This window comes from Clostridium ganghwense (assembly GCF_026735165.1).
Lineage (GTDB): Bacteria > Bacillota > Clostridia > Clostridiales > Clostridiaceae > Clostridium_H > Clostridium_H ganghwense.
Window position 1 is genome coordinate 18,461 of the sequence record NZ_JAPQES010000004.1, and the last position, 16,757, is coordinate 35,217.

A 16,757-nucleotide genomic window follows, 5' to 3' on the forward strand; every position below is an offset into this window, starting at 1 on the left:
GTAAAAAATAAACTTGCTTCCGACTTCACGTTTGGCATAGCCGATTACAAATTAAAAAAGGCTCACGATGAGGTTTTTGCATGGTGAGTGTTTTTTAATTTCCGATTGGAGCTTTAAGGAGCAGAGGTAGGGACACGTCTGCTCCGTTTTCATATAAAACTATACATTTAAAAACAGTACTAAAAAAGAGATTAACACCCACTTAGTACTAGCTCTTTAATATCAATACTTTTACCCATTTAAGCAAATGTAATATTTCATTCAAAAGTTTACATTCATTTGTTGCAAAATATTTTGTTAATACGACTTAAATGTTTCCTTAATTATTAACCTTTCACCCTATAATTTTAAAATATTATGTCTTACTATTGGAGTTTTTCGCCACATTTGAGGCAATAGATTAACTCAATAGACTTTAATCTTGGGTCAAATACATATCCATCTTGTGGATACTTATATTGACTTTCAAAATATACTCCTATAACCAATATAATTATTGGTAATATATATTTTATTAAACTTTCTAATAACATTATAGGGATTATAGAAATGAGTATTGTTAAAAATCCTATTTTTTACACTTCATTCCTCTTTTGAACTGCATTCCTTAGAGATAATACCTTGTATAATACAATTTTTGTTAATAACCTTAATTATAGAAATACTTAATAAATTAATATGTAGTAACAAGCATTTATAAAAACGATGTATTATAACTTGTTTTTCACTTGTAACATGAATAAAATGATAAAATTATGATAAATATATTAACAAAGGTGATTTTTTCACATATAATGTATTGAGAGGAGATGGTAAAATGTTAGTTAGATTCAATGTGGGAAATTTCTTATCATTTAAAGAAATTCAAGAATTTTCATTAATAAAGGGAAAAGTAAAAAATAAATCAGATAGACTTTATGATAATGGGAAAATAAAATTGTTGAAATTTTCTTCTATTTTCGGAGCTAATGCTTCTGGAAAATCTAATTTAGTTAAAGCTATAAAATATGCACAAGCAACTATTTTAAAAGGAAAAATAAATAATAGACATATATCGTCATTTAAGTTAGATCAAAGTTATAAAAATAAAAATTCATATTTCGAGTTTGAGATAGTGATAAATAATAAAAACTATAGTTATGGATTTGAAATGAATATTCATAAAAAACAATTTGTATCAGAATGGTTAATTGAACTTTATTCTAATAATAGTGAAAAGAATATTTTTACTAGAGATATCCTTAATGGTCAATTTAAAAGTGATTTATTAATCAAAACTGCAGGGTTAAAAACTAAATTTGATGTATATTCTGATGATTTAAAAAATAATAAGGATATATTATTTATAAATGAAATGAATAATAGAGCTAAATCTGAGTTATATAAATCTAAGAATGAATTATCAATTTTTAAAGATGTCTACAATTGGTTTGCAGAAAAACTAGATGTAAATTATCCAGATAGACCTATTTCTGATTATTCTTATTTTAGAGATAGTAATAATAAAGAAGATATATGCAGAGTGATAAAAGGATTCGGAACAGGAATAAGCAATTTTCAAATAAAGCACTCTTCGTTGGAACAGGTTAGCGATAAATTACCTAAAAAACTGTTATCACAGCTACAAAATGATTTAGAAGAATTAAAACATTTAAGAGATATAAGAGATATAAGAGATAAAAATAAACATTTATCAACTATTACAATAAGAGCTAATGAAATGTATTTTATGATAACACTAGATGAAACAAATCAGATAGATGTAACCACTATTGTATTTAATCATGGTAATAATGTTGAATTTGATTTTAATGAGGAATCTGATGGAACTAGAAGAATACTAGATTTAATTGAAATATTGTTTGCATCTGATGAAAAAATATATGTTATTGATGAATTAGATCGAAGCTTACATCCTCAGTTAACCTACAAATTTGTAGAGGAATTTTTAAAGCAAGCTAATAAGAAAAATATTCAATTAATAATAACAACACATGAAGCGAGGTTATTAGATTTTGGTTTAGTAAGACAAGATGAAATTTGGTTATCAAACAAGAATATAAAAGGAGAAACAGAATTATATTCATTAGATGAATATAATGTGAGATTTGACCAAAAAATAGAAAAAGCATACTTAGAAGGTAGATATGGTGGAGTTCCTATATTTAGTTCAATCTTCCCTATAAAGAAGGAGGATTAATTTTATGAGAGTACCCAAGCAATATGGTAAAAGAACCTTATATTTTGATAAAGTTCAAGAAGCTAGAGCAAAATATATATTTGTTTATGAAGGCCAAGAAACAGAAGTTCAGTATTTTCAAGGAGTAATAGATAGAAGAGAGGATTTAAATATAAATCCTCTTATTGATTTATTACCAATATTAAGAGGAACATTACAACTTTCTCATAGTCACCCACTTCAAATTTTAAAGTATATAGATGAGCACATAGATCATTACCATACAGTTGATATTATAGTTAATAAGATAGTAGACTATTGTTTTGAGAATTTAGGAATAAAAGAAAATAATATATATAATGTGAAAACACTATATGATGATATATTTACATATTTATGTAATAAGTATAACTTAGAAAAAAACAGCGAATTTGTATTAACTAATGATATCCTAGAAGATTTATCTAATTATTTGAAAGATAAAATCAATATATTAGAGCAAATCGAAAATATACAAAAATATATAGATGAACAGGAAATTATATATAATAAAGATATAGACAAGCTATGTCTTGTAATAGATAGAGATAAAGGAAATGTTAAATCATCTCAATATGACGAAATAATACAAAAGTGTAATGATAAAGGTATAAAATTGTATGTAAGCAATCCAACTTTTGAGTTTTGGTTATTATTACATTCATCTGAGTTGCCTGAATTGGATAAATGTAAATTATTGAAAAATAACAAATCAGGAAAAAAGAGATATCTTGAGAAAGAACTAACTAATAAATTTAATGGCTATAAGAAACACAATATTAAGTTTGAAAGATTCTTTCCATATATAACTCTAGCCATACAACAAGAAAAAAGCTTCTGTGAGGATATACATTATCTTAAAGATAAATTAGGAACCAATGTAGGATTATTACTAAGTGAATTGATTGATAATAGCTAAGATAATGTAAAAATAAAAATGTATGTAGGTAAATTTATTTTTACACAAATTTACCTACATCAAATATAATTAACATTAGCCAGCTTTATTTCCTTGTCTTATTATTTTTAACATAAATTTAAACTTATATTTAAACATATTATTTTTAACATATTTATTAATCCTTATTCTTAAAAGAATACTATAAATTAACTTGTTTCCCTTCATCTTTTATAAAAAAACAGTTCAATCGGTAATTCACGTATAATCAATAAATACACTGTCTAATAATCCTAAATATATAACTCCAAAGGCAATATCAAACAATTTGGTCTTAAAACATTATATCTTCTTATGACACACTTTCTTTATATGTTGTAGCATCACTCAATATCAAACCATATCATATTAAATCCTATTATGATAAAATATTACATATTGACCAATTAAAAATAACCCTAAGCACCTAATACCTAGAGTTATTTTTCATCCTATTTCTTTAATTTTTAGTATAAATAACTTCACTTCTCCGTATCACATTTATACTCTTCCTTCAACTTGTCAATCCCTTTCTTCCTCAAATACCTCACCTGTGAAACAGTCTTATTAATATCTACTGCTATTTCCCTATAGCTTTTCTCCATTAGGTAGTGTTTCTCAATAACTTCTCTTTCTTCTGGAACTAACTTTTCTACTGCTGATCTAAGTTTTAGTATTTCCTCATAAGCTATAACCTCATCTTCCAGTGTAAAATCATACTGCTCATCTTTATTCAATATGTTTTCATCAGCCACTTCTCTGTAATGCTTTATCTTTCCCTTTAAAAGAGCATAAAAGTTTTTATCAATTGAATTTATAAAATAGCCATTGTAGGACCTGCTACCAAGCTTGTACATATGTACTGCTTTTATGATTGAAAGATACCCATGCTGAACTAAATCTTCAAAATCATATCCTGGTATTTTAAGCTGCCAAGCTTTTTTTAATATATAATTTTTATACTTGTTTATTATGCAAGCAACAGCCTCTTCATCTCCAAGTTTAGCTTTTCGAATTATATCTTCCAAAGAAACACCACCTTTATATATTTCCTTTAATTATATTATATACTATTTAATGTAATTTATTATTTAATATTTCATATTTATTAACAATTTTTATTATATTATCCAAAAGTAATTAGCAAGTTACAGCAGCAAGTATATTTTTAAAATCTTAGATTGAATTTCAAATCTCACCTTCAACCCAAATTTATAAATATCACCCAAAACTTTTATTATTACTTAGCACTCTCTGTCCAAATTTCATATATAAGTTTAAAATAAAAATTCTTAAATTCGAGGAGGTGTTCTTGTGGAAAATGAACTTTTAAAACTGGCTTCATCACAAGGAATATGGGCAGCTCTATCAGTTGCACTTATTTTTTATATATTAAAAGCTCAGGAAAAAAGAGACTTAAAGCAAGAAGAAAGAGAGAAGAATTATCAAGCTATAATCCAAAAGCTCACAGAAAAATTTAACATAGTTGAAGATGTAAAAAAAGATGTAGAAGAAATAAAAACAATGGTTTCATGTAAAAATCTAAAGTAGAGAAGGTGAAATTATGAAAATTATTGAAACCAATTTGAATTTTGGACCACTAAGTCATAGGTCCTCAACAAAAGCATTAGTTCTCCACCATGCTCAACATAAAACTTGGAATGTATATGATGTACATGCCTTCCATAAAAATGGAAGACACTGGAGCGGTATTGGATATCACTTCTTCATAGATAAGAATGGTCATATATTCCGAGGTAGACCTGAAAACGTAATGGGAGCTCACTGCCTTCACCATAACCATTATACTCTAGGAATCTGTGTTCAAGGAGATTATATGCAGGAATGTATGCCAGCTGCACAAAAACAATCTGTAATAAAACTCTGCAAGTACTTATGCAGCAAATACAATATAAAAATAATTAAAGGTCATAAAGAACTCAGCTCAACAGATTGCCCTGGAACTAACTATCCATTATCTGAAATAAAGAATAATATTTTAAGTTCTCGCTCTTTAACCTATACTGTAAAAAAAGGTGATACCTTGTGGGCTATATCTAGAAAATATAATTTAAGTGTTTCCCAATTAAAAGCACTAAATAATTTATCATCAGAAATTATATATCCAAATCAAATGTTAAAACTAAAATAACTGTAGCTTGCAGTTATTTTTTTAGCACTTTTTCTTATAAAAGCATATATAAGTTTGAAATTAAAAAGAAAGGGGCTGTTATTATGGCTAAATCAGCACTTATAAAAAGTGATGTAGCAATCAAATACCACTTTGGACAAGACGACAAAGGTAAGGAGCTCTACAAGAAACAAAGACTTACTAAATTAAAACCTACTGCTACTGATGATGAGGTTTTCGCAGTAGCAACAGCTGTATCAAAATTCTTAGAAGATCCTATTACTGAAATTTACAAAGAAAATGAAAATCTTTTAACTGAGATGTAGGAGGTGTAGTAAATGAGAACATTAGTAATGAATTTCTTAACTTCTGGTGGGAAAAAAACTACAATAAGAATTAAAGACGTTAAAGAAGGTTTAGATGCTACTGAGGTATCCAATATCATGGATACTATAATTGCAAAAAACATTTTCATATCAGCATCTGGTGATTTAAAGCTTAAAGACTCTGCGGATATTGTAGTAACAACAAATCAAGAACTAGACATATAAAAATGAGCTGCTCTGCAGCTTATTTTTTTAAGAGTACATATAAGGAGGGGTATCCTTGGCTAAGGAAAATAAAAATTTAAAAAGTAAAGAATTTAAGAATTTTGGAATTAAAGAATCTAAGAATTTAAGAAGTAAAAAATCTAAAAACAAAGATTCTGTTGAAGATCTATCCAGTAATGAAGTAGAAATTGTGAAAGACGACATTGAGTTTGATGCTAACGGAACTGAGATACTAATGGGTGGCGATATTGATCTTTCTAATGCTAAGATAGAACAGCAATTTAACTTCAACTCCAATAATACACCTGTGTTAAATGTAAATATAGAGGATGAAGATGCAGAAAAATTAGACATAAATTCAAAGGAAACTGTTGAAGAAGCCCTTTCAGTAAAAAGAAGCTATACCCTAAGACCTTCTACCGTTAAAATGCTTCAGGAGCTGAAAGTTTTCATATATGATGATCCATATATAAAATATAATGATATTGTAGATGCAGCTGTAAGGTTTTTTTATGATTTTAAAAAAAACAGTAAGTGAATTAATAAATCCACTTACTGTTTTCTATATTACAATTATATATAATTTACTTCCTCTAATTTTTTCTTTCTTTCTTCCCAATCTGGCATTACTAAGTCCATAAAGTTATAAAACCTTTTACTGTGGTTTGGATGCTTTACATGACATAATTCATGCATAATAACATACTCTATTTCATAAATAGGTGCCTTAGCAAGTTCTATATTTAAAAGTATATGGTTGTTTTTAGGATGGTAGCTGCCCCATCTTATTTTCATTTTTCGTATAGACCAGGTCGGTTTTTCTACATCATATTTTTTAATATTTTCATAGCAAGCATCAAACAGCTCGCTGAACTTTTTTTTAGAATTTTCTCTATACCATTTATACAGTAAATTTTTATTATATTCACTATCATGCTTATGTATAGTATGAATATAGATAAACCTATCTTTTAATTTTACATCATTTTTAGTATCTGCAATTACTTTAAGAGTATATTGATTTCCTAAATATCTATGAATTTCTCCACTTACATAATATTTATGTGTAAGTGAAGGTGAATGTTTTTCAAAATAATCCCTGCGTTCTAATATCCAAGCAGCCTTTTTTAAAACAATCTCCTTAATTTTTTCATCTTCTATTCCTTCTGGAGCTGAAACTTCAACTTCTAAAGTAGGTTTAACTGAAATTTTCATGCTCTTTCTTTTCTTATATTGAATTTGAAATTCTATCTTCTTTTCTCCGTAATTAACTTCCATATTTATTCACATCACCTTTAATATTTTTAAATTCCAAGCTGGGTATGTATTTGATTATATCATTAACTATACTAAAAGATTTAAATTAATAAATTCAATTTACATTCAAAATAATTCATATTAGTATCTTTTTCAACATATGATGTGGTAAATTATAGTATATAATACTAAATTTACAGTAAAGGAGATATACATTATGAATCCACTATTTTTTCCAAATTATGAAGAAGAACAAATTATGCAGTTTATCCAAAAGTATTGTAGAAATGATTTTGCTCTTATACGAATAACTCCTACAATGCTAAATAAAAGTATAATAGATGCTTCTGAAATGTTTAGAATTATTTTAAAAGACAGCTGTATAATAGATTATGATACATTAACAAATAAAGTATTTGACAAAACATATCTATTTTTAAAGGACAAAATTAAAGAAATAAAAACTAGCTTTTATACCGCAAACACTCGAAAAGACCCTAGGTTTTGGATATATGCTCTTAAGAATTATATATCTGTAGATACATTAATTTACTTTACCACACATGAGTCCAAGCTTATTGCAATACCACTTATTGATAATGATAATCTAGAAACCTTATTAGTAAATATTTTTGGTGAAAGAGATAAAGATAAAGCTATTATTAAAGAGCTTTGTGATAAACTACAAGATATAAAAAATAGAGGATGGATAGAAAGTGTTTCACCAAATAAATTAAATCCTAAAGATGTAGGTGAAACCTTAGAGGCAGCTTTAGGTATAAAACCAAATACACTTATTTCTGCTGATTATAAAGGTGAAATAGAGTTAAAAGCTAAAAGAGCTGATTCTAAAACAAAGGATACTCTATTTAGTATGATTCCTAATTGGGATATAAGTGAAATAAAAGGTTCTAATGAAATGATACTCACATATGGTTATCCTAGTAATAAAGAAAAATATAAAGGATATAAAGACCTCTATGTTACTGTATCTACTACCCCAAATCCACAAGGATTATATATGGGTATAGATTATGAAAATGAAGTAATTTTTCAAAGATATTCTAACGGAAAAATAAATAAAGATGTATGTGTTTGGGAATTTGAAAAAGTTAAAGAAAAACTATATACTAAACATCCTAAAACTATGTGGCTATTAGCTGAAAATAAAAAAATAAATGAGAAAATAAATTTTAAGTATAATAAAGTTACACTTACTCAACGACCTATATTTTCTCAATTTTTAAGTCTTATAGAGCAAGGAATACTTACTTATGACTGGCGTGGTAGAGTAAGAGAAGATGGTACAGGCTATAAAGATAAAGGACACTGTTTTAGAATATCACCTAAATATAGAAATTTATTATTTGGAGAAACTAAAGAAATAAAACTTTAACCAATAATATGAGAACTCAAGGTCAATCTTGAGTTCTCATATTAAAAAATTTATTCCAAAACTTTCTTTATTTCAAGAGCTATAGCCTTAGCTAAAAGTGGTGGAACTGCATTTCCCACCTGCGTATATTGTGGAACCTCTATTTTTCTTCTAGAACCTCCCGTTGTTCTTTTACCTAGAAATTTAAAACTATCATCAAAAGATTGAAGCCTTGCCATTTCTCTAACAGAAAATATCCTGTTTTCAAAAGGAGAGATATAGTCATCAGGTAATGTAACAATAGTTGGTGATTGTTCATTTCTGCCAATTCTTTTTCTATTATTTTTCTTAGTTAAAATAGAATTAATTATTTCATCTGGAGCATTTCCTCTTCTTAAAACATTAACTAATCTTCTTCTACTATAACTATAAAACTCAATTATATATTTAATTTCATCTTTATGTAAATCTTCTAACGCTTCTTGAACAAGATTATCACCATTATCTTCATCTTGGTTAACACAAATATTAATCAATTCTACAGGAGCATTATTATTTATTAAAGCTTGTTTAACTTCACAAGCATCATATTTTTTATTTAAATCTTTAAGTTTTTTTAAAGCAGATTTTTTTAAATTATTTATAGCTTCATCTAATAAATAATGTTTATTCTTAATATTTATACCGTCTTTTTTAATTCTTCTTCTAAGAGCTTGAGTATCTTCTCCTTCATTATAAATTGAAAATCTTTCTACTATACATTCTGAGTGATTTGAAAACTCATAATTATATATATCTCCATTATGTTCTACAGGAGTTCCATCTATCTTTAAAGTTCTTCCATTACTTGATTCTAATTGATATGTAGTTCTTTCGAGATTTATTTCTCTTCTTATTTCTACATCAGAAATTAAATCTCCTATAGCTTCTAATACTGTTACCTTTTTATCTTGATTAAATATAGGCTGGGGATATGAAGGAACTTTTTCTCCTTCTCGATAAGCTATAAAAATAGCCCTTTTTCTTCTTTGAGGAACTCCATAATCTGAAGCATCTAAAAGTCTAGGTTCTAATGTATTATATCCTATTTTATTAAATTCACTTATTAAAATTTCAGGAACTGTTATAGTATCAGCATACTCCGCTCCATCCAATCCTGTAAATCCTACTAAAGTCATATCCATAATACCTTCAACGTTTTCCATTACTACATACTTAGGTTTAACTTCACTAATAACTCTAATATATTCTCGAAACAAAAAATTTCTTGGATCATCTTTTTTTCGTTTTCCTGAGCGGCTAAACCCTTGGCAAGGTGGCCCTCCAAACATAGCATCTATATCTATGTTTTCACGACCTATAAATATCTCTAGGTTTTTAATACTATCCTTAATAAACTCACCTGTTAAGCTCCTAATATCCGCTAGTTGAAAATGAGTATTATATCCATGAATTAACCCTAATTGTTCATGCCTATTTTTATACGTTAATGCTGCATCTTTGCTTATATCACTTGAAAACACTATGTTAAATCCTGCTTGAAGTATACCTTCACTCATTCCTCCAGCACCACAAAATACATCTATGGCCAACATCTTTTGTTTGTCTCCTTTCCTTAAACATTATTTAATATATTTGACTATTTATTATCTCAAAATAATCCCCAAAAGTTCAGGGGGTAGTTTCTCCCACATCATTCATTATAACCTAAACTAAACCCTAAAAATACATAAATAAAAAGTAAACGGGCTAAAGCCACCATAATTTAATAGTGACGTTTCATTTTTACCTATATATTTTACATTTATTGCAGATTTTGTTTCTTAACTTCTTTATAATACACTTTAACCATTCTTATACTTACACCTATTTCTTTTGCTATTTCCTTCTGCTTATATCCTTTATCTTTTAATTGTTTAACTATATTAAGTTTTTCTAATTTTTCCTGCTCTCTCTTTGTAAGTCCCTTTTCATTTCTACGTTTTTTCTTATGATGGTTACTGGTCCTTATATTGGTTCTTCTTTTAACTTCTTTATCACTAATAATAGTCTTAAGCTCTTTCATTTCCTCTTCTGTAATACATAAAAGCTCTATTAATATTTCATTCTTATAATCATATCCAAGAATCTTAAAAGCTTTTTTTTTAAAGTTGCTGCTTTTTTCTTATCTTATTCAGCTATTTCACCATCTTTTTTCTTCTTCAAATTAAATTCATTGTACTTCCACTCTTCATATACCTTTTCTGACTGCCTAGTTTGGCTTATTACAGCACTTTCACCTAACAATAGTATAAATTCTCTATTAAAGTCTAAAGTATCCTATAATGCCTTATCTGTATCATTTGTAAAACAGCAGCACCAATATGTATATAAAAAGCACATCATTTCTCTTTGGCCAATTTTAATTAAAACTTCCCATAGCTCCTGAAGCTTTACCATATCTATAAGTATAAAACTAGCATAATGAAGAGAATATATATTGAACATCTTAACTCCCTTAACTTTTCTTCCTCTTCTTTTTAAAACAGGATTCTTAACATAAGGTATAAGCTTTGGAAGATACTCTTCTGCATTTCTCTTAATAGGAACTTTATCAACAAGCCGTCCCTGACTAGTCTATAATATGCATTAATTGAAAAAAACATTTTCATATCCTCATCTGGTGACTTAAAGATTAAAGACTCTGCTGATATTGTAGTAACAACAAATGAAGAATTAGACATATAAAAATGAGCTGCTCTGCAGCTTATTTTTTAGAATACATAGAGGGAGGGGTATCGTTGGCTAAGGAAAATAAAAATTTAAGAAGTAAAAAATCTAAAAATAAAAATTCTGTTGAAGAATTATCCAGTAGTAAAGTAGAGATTGTAAAAGATGATATTACCTTTGATGCTAACGGAACTGAGATACTACTGGGCGGCAATATTGATCTTTCTAATGCTAAAGTAGAGCAACAGTTTAACTTCAACTCCAATAATACACCTGTGTTAAATGTAAATATAGAGGATGAAGACGCAGAAAAATTAGACATAAATTCAAAAGAAACTGTTGAAGAAGCCCTTTCAGTAAAAAGAAGCTATACCTTAAGACCTTTCACCGTTAAAATGCTCCAGAAACTTAAAGTTTTCATATATGATGATCCATACATAAAATACAATGATATTGTAGATGCTGCTATAAGATTTTTTTATGATTTTAAAAAGAAACAGTAAGTGCATTAAATTAAACACTTACTATTTTATTTTATAACTTTCTGCCCTTGTTGCTAAAATAATGAATTAAATATATTGCTGTAATAAACCATATTATTAATATACTACATAATCCTATAAACCCTACTAATATTTTAAATTGAATCATGATTATCACCTCATTTAATTATTGACAAAAGTATTTGTTAATAATCAAAAGGTATATCTTTGTGTTTTTATAATATCTAAAGTTTTTTATAGCCTTGTCCCGATTATTAAAATTTTATTTAAAGATATGCGTCAAAAGCTCCCACTTTTCACGCATACATCCCCTCCAGCATTTCTCACAGGTCCTATCTCCGCTCATACAACTTTAACCTTCCGTACCTCCAGGGTAAAATTGTATCAGCTAGGCATTTCTTTGTGGTCTTTGCTAAGGTATTCCTTTAGGGTATTATAGGTTGGACAAGCTTTTTCTGTCACAATAAATTGTCACAAAAGCTAGTCCAACCTCATTACATACTACTAATTAATTTATTTATATTAACCATAATTAAACTAACTCTACATAAACATGCATTAAATTTTGCTGTTCCACTGAAATCCTACTTTTTTTAAATTATTTAATATTTCTATTACTTGCTCATAAGTTAGACCATCTGGATAAACATATTTCTCCACTTGTATTTGTACATTATCAGAATTTACTTTATCTTTAACAACAATACCTGCTCTATTATCTGTCCTACCAAGAAGGTAATCAGTGGAGCAATCAAAATAATCGGCAATTTGTTTAATAAATTCAATTTTAGGTTCCCTTAGGTTGTTTTCATATCTACTTACTGTAGCCTTAGTAGTATTAAGTTCTTTCGCTAGCTTGTCTAGAGATATATTTTTCCTAGTTCTTTCGTTTCTTATCCTTTCACCGAATATTACCAAACTCATCACCTCCATAAACATAATCAGCTATAAACAATAATCATATAACTAATACTATAAATCTTTTTATTTAGTTTATAGTTAATGCTGCTATACCTATTATTTCACTTACTGGCACTTTAACTGCCACCCAAAAAAGTACAGGCTCCTGTCTAGCATCTCTAAGAGTGTAAAAGTCTCTCCCTTAATTCCGAGCCTTATACGCTCTAAGAGTTCCACGACTTTAGCTAATCCTTTATTTTGGTACCCGGCAGAGTGCGTAGGGGTGGACTTGCTTCCAGCTTCACTCCTCATTAACATGCATTAAAAAGACATGTCCATAACTCCTGAGCAGCAAGGCAGTTCCACCCCTTGTATGTATTCCTCTAGGGTCCTCAAATAGGAAATTATAAACAAGCCTTCCTTGGCATGTCTATAATTGAATGAAATCGACCCACCCGCCCTCCAGGGGTATTTATATATTTAACATGAATTGAAAATTTGTAAGATTTTCTTATTGGAGTTATATGGATTATGGGAAGTTAATTTATCTAATTCTTTTACTACTTAAAAATTTTTATGTTCCTATATTTTTACAAGTGCCTGTCACCTTAGTGAGGAGGTTTACCGACGAACTTGCTCGGCGGTTCGTGGTTTTCATGGTGGAGGCGATACTTGCCCTTTAAAATACACACACCACTTCTCAACAGTTACTACACTTCTATATTCACTAACTCATGATTACTTCTTCTATTATCTAAAGTATCTCCATTAATAACCTTCGTGATACGATAATTCCGAACGAATATGACCATCAATTGATGAGTTGTTTTTTAAGCTATTAGAAGCTGATTTTATATCGTATCTGCTAACATTTGATGCCACGTATTCTATAATCTTAGCAGCCTCAATGTTTATTTCATCATTCGCATTTTTTCTTTCATTAATTAGTCCAATAGCCCAGTATGCTACAACATCATAATCATCCCACTTATGATAACTTGCTTGCATTGTACTTGATACATTTCGTATCTCTCTTAAAGCAATTTCAAATGATATGTTTATTATACTAACAAAGGGAGAACAGATTCTCCGTCCGAATTCTACAACTAAATTCCACATCAGAACTCCTTCAGTATCCTTATTCAAAAGACTAACAAGTTGAACAACATCAAACTTTTTTGTTTCATCATATTGAATTAATAGCGTTTTAATTATTTCATCTGGCGACTCATATTTTAATCTTCCACATATACTAACTAAATCTTCATACATTTGCTCAATACTCTCATATCTATTTTCAGGGTTTGATGCAGTGGCTTTGTATACGACTGAAGAGTATTTATGGGGAGTTCCTGACATATTTGCATTCACTACATAATCGATTGTTTTTGCTAAAGAAAACATATCTGTTCTAAAGTTACCATCTTTCAATGCAAACAGCTGTAAAGGATCTGTGAACCATGCCCGCCCAACCGCATGAGTTGTAGTTGTTTGGTGAGAATATCTACTTGATATATCTTTTGCCAATCCAAAATCAGTAACCATCCATTCTTTAGAGTAATTTCTTAAGATATTACCTGGGTGAAAATCTCTATGTATAACTCCTTTACTATGTAGATATTTCATACATTCAGCACATCTAATTATAATCTCATCTTTTTCAGTGTCCTTTAAAACATTTGTTTCTATATACTCTTCCAATGAAATACTCGCTTTTTCCATAGAGTAAACTAGAGCTTTTGAATCATAATCAAACACTTTAATCGTATAACCACTATCATTCTCCTTTTCCATTATATCAAATTCTCTTTTAAATCTATGAACTGAACCTACATCTGCTTTTTCAACAGTATTTAATACTTTGTAAACCACTAACATATCCTCTGGGCAATTGTAAACTGTACAAAAGCCACCTTCACCCATTTTATCATATTGTTTAAAAACAACACTCTTCATAGAAATCTTACTGTTATCTATTCCAAACTCTTGACTTCTAATACTCCACAATGAATTTAAGGCTGTAAGAATTTTATCCTTCAGTAAAAAGACATTATATCCATCTACAGTTAAACCATGTATTCGATTTTCCATATATTTATTAAAATAAAAGTCTATAAATAAAACCAATTTATCGTCCATAGCTAGTTGTATTAAAAATTTAAGAAATACATCTAACTGGTATTCATGATTATCCAAAATCGATGTATCCAACTGCATATCATAACAACATTCATATAATGCAGTTTCATCAATTACAATCAACTCTGGCAACATAACATTTCCAGCACCTGAGAGTAATTTTGCTATATTTTTCAAATCACTCTTATTATAATCCATTGTATCCCACATCCTTTAATCGTTGCATTTTAACTTCCCATTATAAACATAACCTGTCCAATTTTATAGGTAATGGGAAGTTACAAATTTAAATAAAAATCTATAGTTCCACATCATTCAATTTCTTCTGGGGGATTATTTCTATAATGTTCTTCCTCCGCTTCCCATTGCATTTTTCTTTCCAGTTCAAAATCAAACTGTTGATATTTTTTAATTTTTGTAACTTCAGTTTCATTCTTAATTCGATTAGTTAAGAAGTTGCTAATAATCTCACTATTTGTTTCTGTAATTAAAGTATTTATTTTCTGGGATATTTCATCAGAGTAATTTTCTACTAACTGATTAAAATAATGATCAAATATATCTTCAAATTCTTCAATTCTATCGATTTGATTAAATTTATAAAGTTTTAGCACTTCATCATAATCTTTAGTCTTCTTTGATTCTTCTAACTTATTAACAATAAAGTTTTGAAATTTTTCTGTACACTTTTCATTTATTTCTTTAATAAATAATTTTACACTTTTATTACATTCTATTTCATTTCCATAATAATCAAAATCATTCCACTCTAAATAATCTATTTTTGTATATGGTATATTTTTTTCTGTTGAGTACAAGTCTATAGCAATTTTAAGTAGTTTTTTTCTCATATTCTTATCAATAATTTTAAATTCATTTAATGCACTCACTAAGGAAATAACATTTTCTTGCTTTATAAAGTATTGCAAATCTTCATCTTCTATTTTACTCTTTATTCTTTGTATCATATTCTGAAATTCTTTTTCCGTAAGTTTATATGCATTATATATATTATTAATATCTTTTCTTATTTCAGAATTAGCCACAAAGTATTCTTTAAATTCATCTTTTTTAATATCTTCATTTAACAAAATTTTATTTATAGTTTTATATACATTAAATTTATCAAAATTCATAGAATTTTTCTTTCCATCTTTATTTGGAAAATAATAATCGTAAATAACAGCTTTACAAATTTTTAAAATATGTTCATCTGCTTTATAAGGTTCTAAATATTTTTCTAATTTGATAATTAATTCTACATATTTGATAAAAATTCTTAAATTATGTAATTTATTCTTTAGAAAAAGTTTTTTCCCAGCAGGCGCTTTTCCCCAAGATACGTTGCCACTCAAATAAACGTCAATTATTTCGTTTCTATTTCCTACATTCATATCTTTCAAAATAGAAATTAATGTATTTCTGTGAGTGATGTCGATATTAATTACATAATCTATAACTTTCTCTTTATACCTATTAAATATTTCACTATTTTTTTCATCTAGCTCATGCGTATTACAAATTATGAGAACATCAAAATTTTTTCTTGCTCGTTCAATCAAACCTAATAAGCTTTTCATTTCTATAGAATCTGACTTCCTTTCAATATCATCAAAACAAATAATTTTACGTTTATTGCTAATTATATCTAACTTAATATCATCTATTGAAAATGAATTAAGGTAACTATCAATACTTACTCCTAAAAACTTATCACTTATATCATTTAAAATTTTCTGTGTAGCTTTAGCAAATCCACTATCTTCATTAAATTTTTTTAGGCCTGGTAATGAATGGATTAAAATAGATTTTTCTATATCTCTAACAAAATTTTTACCGAATACTGATGTATAAATAAATTCATTTTCATTTTCTGAAAAATAATTTTCTATAAATTTAGTTTTACCAATTCCCCAAGTTCCATCAATAAGTACACATGATTTATTACTAAATCTTATATTGCAATCACTAAATATTCTATCTAAAGCTTTTGTTGATTCCAAAGTATTCATAATAATTTCCCTCTTTCTCTTCTGG

18 protein-coding genes are annotated in these 16,757 nt (G+C 27.9%); 9 read left to right on the forward strand and 9 right to left on the reverse strand.

Annotated features, from left to right (window positions below):
- Nucleotides 1-365: 365 nt before the first annotated feature.
- The gene (locus tag OXH55_RS11360) at nt 366-533 is read right to left on the reverse strand and encodes a hypothetical protein (protein WP_268050096.1); all 168 of its coding nucleotides are present in this window, start codon (nt 531-533) and stop codon (nt 366-368) included.
- Between the two features lie 284 nt (nt 534-817).
- Between OXH55_RS11360 and OXH55_RS11365 the strand changes: the two genes are divergently transcribed.
- Complete coding sequence (locus OXH55_RS11365; RefSeq protein ID WP_268050097.1) at nt 818-2,200, forward strand: AAA family ATPase; 1,383 nt, start codon at nt 818-820, stop codon at nt 2,198-2,200.
- 4 nt (nt 2,201-2,204) lie between these two features.
- Nucleotides 2,205-3,137, forward strand: a complete 933-nt coding sequence (locus OXH55_RS11370; protein WP_268050098.1) for an RloB family protein — start codon at nt 2,205-2,207, stop codon at nt 3,135-3,137.
- Between the two features lie 500 nt (nt 3,138-3,637).
- Here OXH55_RS11370 and OXH55_RS11375 read toward each other — a convergent pair whose 3' ends face one another.
- A complete protein-coding gene (locus OXH55_RS11375; protein WP_268050099.1) occupies nt 3,638-4,183 on the reverse strand; it encodes a sigma-70 family RNA polymerase sigma factor in 546 nt (181 codons plus the stop codon).
- Nucleotides 4,184-4,469: 286 nt separating this feature from the next.
- Between OXH55_RS11375 and OXH55_RS11380 the strand changes: the two genes are divergently transcribed.
- The 5 genes from OXH55_RS11380 to OXH55_RS11400 all read left to right on the forward strand — a co-directional run bounded on the left by OXH55_RS11380 (nt 4,470) and on the right by OXH55_RS11400 (nt 6,375).
- Complete coding sequence (locus tag OXH55_RS11380) at nt 4,470-4,706, forward strand: BhlA/UviB family holin-like peptide (RefSeq protein ID WP_268050100.1); 237 nt, start codon at nt 4,470-4,472, stop codon at nt 4,704-4,706.
- 13 nt (nt 4,707-4,719) lie between these two features.
- Complete coding sequence (locus tag OXH55_RS11385; RefSeq protein WP_268050101.1) at nt 4,720-5,307, forward strand: N-acetylmuramoyl-L-alanine amidase; 588 nt, start codon at nt 4,720-4,722, stop codon at nt 5,305-5,307.
- Nucleotides 5,308-5,390: 83 nt separating this feature from the next.
- Nucleotides 5,391-5,612 carry a DUF1659 domain-containing protein gene (locus OXH55_RS11390; protein ID WP_268050102.1) on the forward strand — a complete coding sequence of 74 codons (222 nt, stop codon included), beginning with the start codon at nt 5,391-5,393 and terminating at the stop codon, nt 5,610-5,612.
- A 12-nt stretch (nt 5,613-5,624) separates the two neighbouring features.
- Nucleotides 5,625-5,837 carry a DUF2922 domain-containing protein gene (locus OXH55_RS11395; protein WP_268050103.1) on the forward strand — a complete coding sequence of 71 codons (213 nt, stop codon included), beginning with the start codon at nt 5,625-5,627 and terminating at the stop codon, nt 5,835-5,837.
- 55 nt (nt 5,838-5,892) lie between these two features.
- Nucleotides 5,893-6,375 (forward strand): hypothetical protein, encoded by a 483-nt coding sequence (locus OXH55_RS11400; RefSeq protein ID WP_268050104.1) that lies wholly within the window; start codon nt 5,893-5,895, stop codon nt 6,373-6,375.
- A 35-nt stretch (nt 6,376-6,410) separates the two neighbouring features.
- On the opposite strand, the gene OXH55_RS11405 is transcribed toward OXH55_RS11400, so the two are convergent.
- Nucleotides 6,411-7,115, reverse strand: a complete 705-nt coding sequence (locus tag OXH55_RS11405; protein WP_268050105.1) for a M48 family metallopeptidase — start codon at nt 7,113-7,115, stop codon at nt 6,411-6,413.
- Between the two features lie 196 nt (nt 7,116-7,311).
- On the opposite strand from OXH55_RS11405, the gene OXH55_RS11410 reads away from it, so the two are divergent.
- Nucleotides 7,312-8,490: an MvaI/BcnI family restriction endonuclease gene (locus OXH55_RS11410; RefSeq protein ID WP_268050106.1), complete on the forward strand. Its 1,179-nt coding sequence runs from the start codon at nt 7,312-7,314 to the stop codon at nt 8,488-8,490.
- Between the two features lie 50 nt (nt 8,491-8,540).
- On the opposite strand, the gene OXH55_RS11415 is transcribed toward OXH55_RS11410, so the two are convergent.
- The 3 genes from OXH55_RS11415 to OXH55_RS11425 form a co-directional block, all read right to left on the reverse strand.
- Nucleotides 8,541-10,064: a DNA cytosine methyltransferase gene (locus OXH55_RS11415; RefSeq protein WP_268050107.1), complete on the reverse strand. Its 1,524-nt coding sequence runs from the start codon at nt 10,062-10,064 to the stop codon at nt 8,541-8,543.
- Nucleotides 10,065-10,273: 209 nt separating this feature from the next.
- Nucleotides 10,274-10,534: a helix-turn-helix domain-containing protein gene (locus OXH55_RS11420; RefSeq protein WP_268050108.1), complete on the reverse strand. Its 261-nt coding sequence runs from the start codon at nt 10,532-10,534 to the stop codon at nt 10,274-10,276.
- 254 nt (nt 10,535-10,788) lie between these two features.
- Nucleotides 10,789-10,956 (reverse strand): hypothetical protein, encoded by a 168-nt coding sequence (locus tag OXH55_RS11425; RefSeq protein WP_268050109.1) that lies wholly within the window; start codon nt 10,954-10,956, stop codon nt 10,789-10,791.
- 293 nt (nt 10,957-11,249) lie between these two features.
- Between OXH55_RS11425 and OXH55_RS11430 the strand changes: the two genes are divergently transcribed.
- Nucleotides 11,250-11,681, forward strand: a complete 432-nt coding sequence (locus tag OXH55_RS11430) for a hypothetical protein (protein WP_268050110.1) — start codon at nt 11,250-11,252, stop codon at nt 11,679-11,681.
- A gap of 558 nt (nt 11,682-12,239) precedes the next feature.
- Here the strand turns inward: OXH55_RS11430 and OXH55_RS11435 are convergent.
- The 3 genes from OXH55_RS11435 to OXH55_RS11445 form a co-directional block, all read right to left on the reverse strand.
- The gene (locus OXH55_RS11435) at nt 12,240-12,599 is read right to left on the reverse strand and encodes a helix-turn-helix domain-containing protein (RefSeq protein ID WP_268050111.1); all 360 of its coding nucleotides are present in this window, start codon (nt 12,597-12,599) and stop codon (nt 12,240-12,242) included.
- A 750-nt stretch (nt 12,600-13,349) separates the two neighbouring features.
- The gene (locus tag OXH55_RS11440) at nt 13,350-14,918 is read right to left on the reverse strand and encodes a protein kinase domain-containing protein (protein ID WP_268050112.1); all 1,569 of its coding nucleotides are present in this window, start codon (nt 14,916-14,918) and stop codon (nt 13,350-13,352) included.
- Between the two features lie 113 nt (nt 14,919-15,031).
- Complete coding sequence (locus OXH55_RS11445; RefSeq protein ID WP_268050113.1) at nt 15,032-16,732, reverse strand: P-loop NTPase fold protein; 1,701 nt, start codon at nt 16,730-16,732, stop codon at nt 15,032-15,034.
- Between the last annotated feature and the right edge of the window lie 25 nt (nt 16,733-16,757).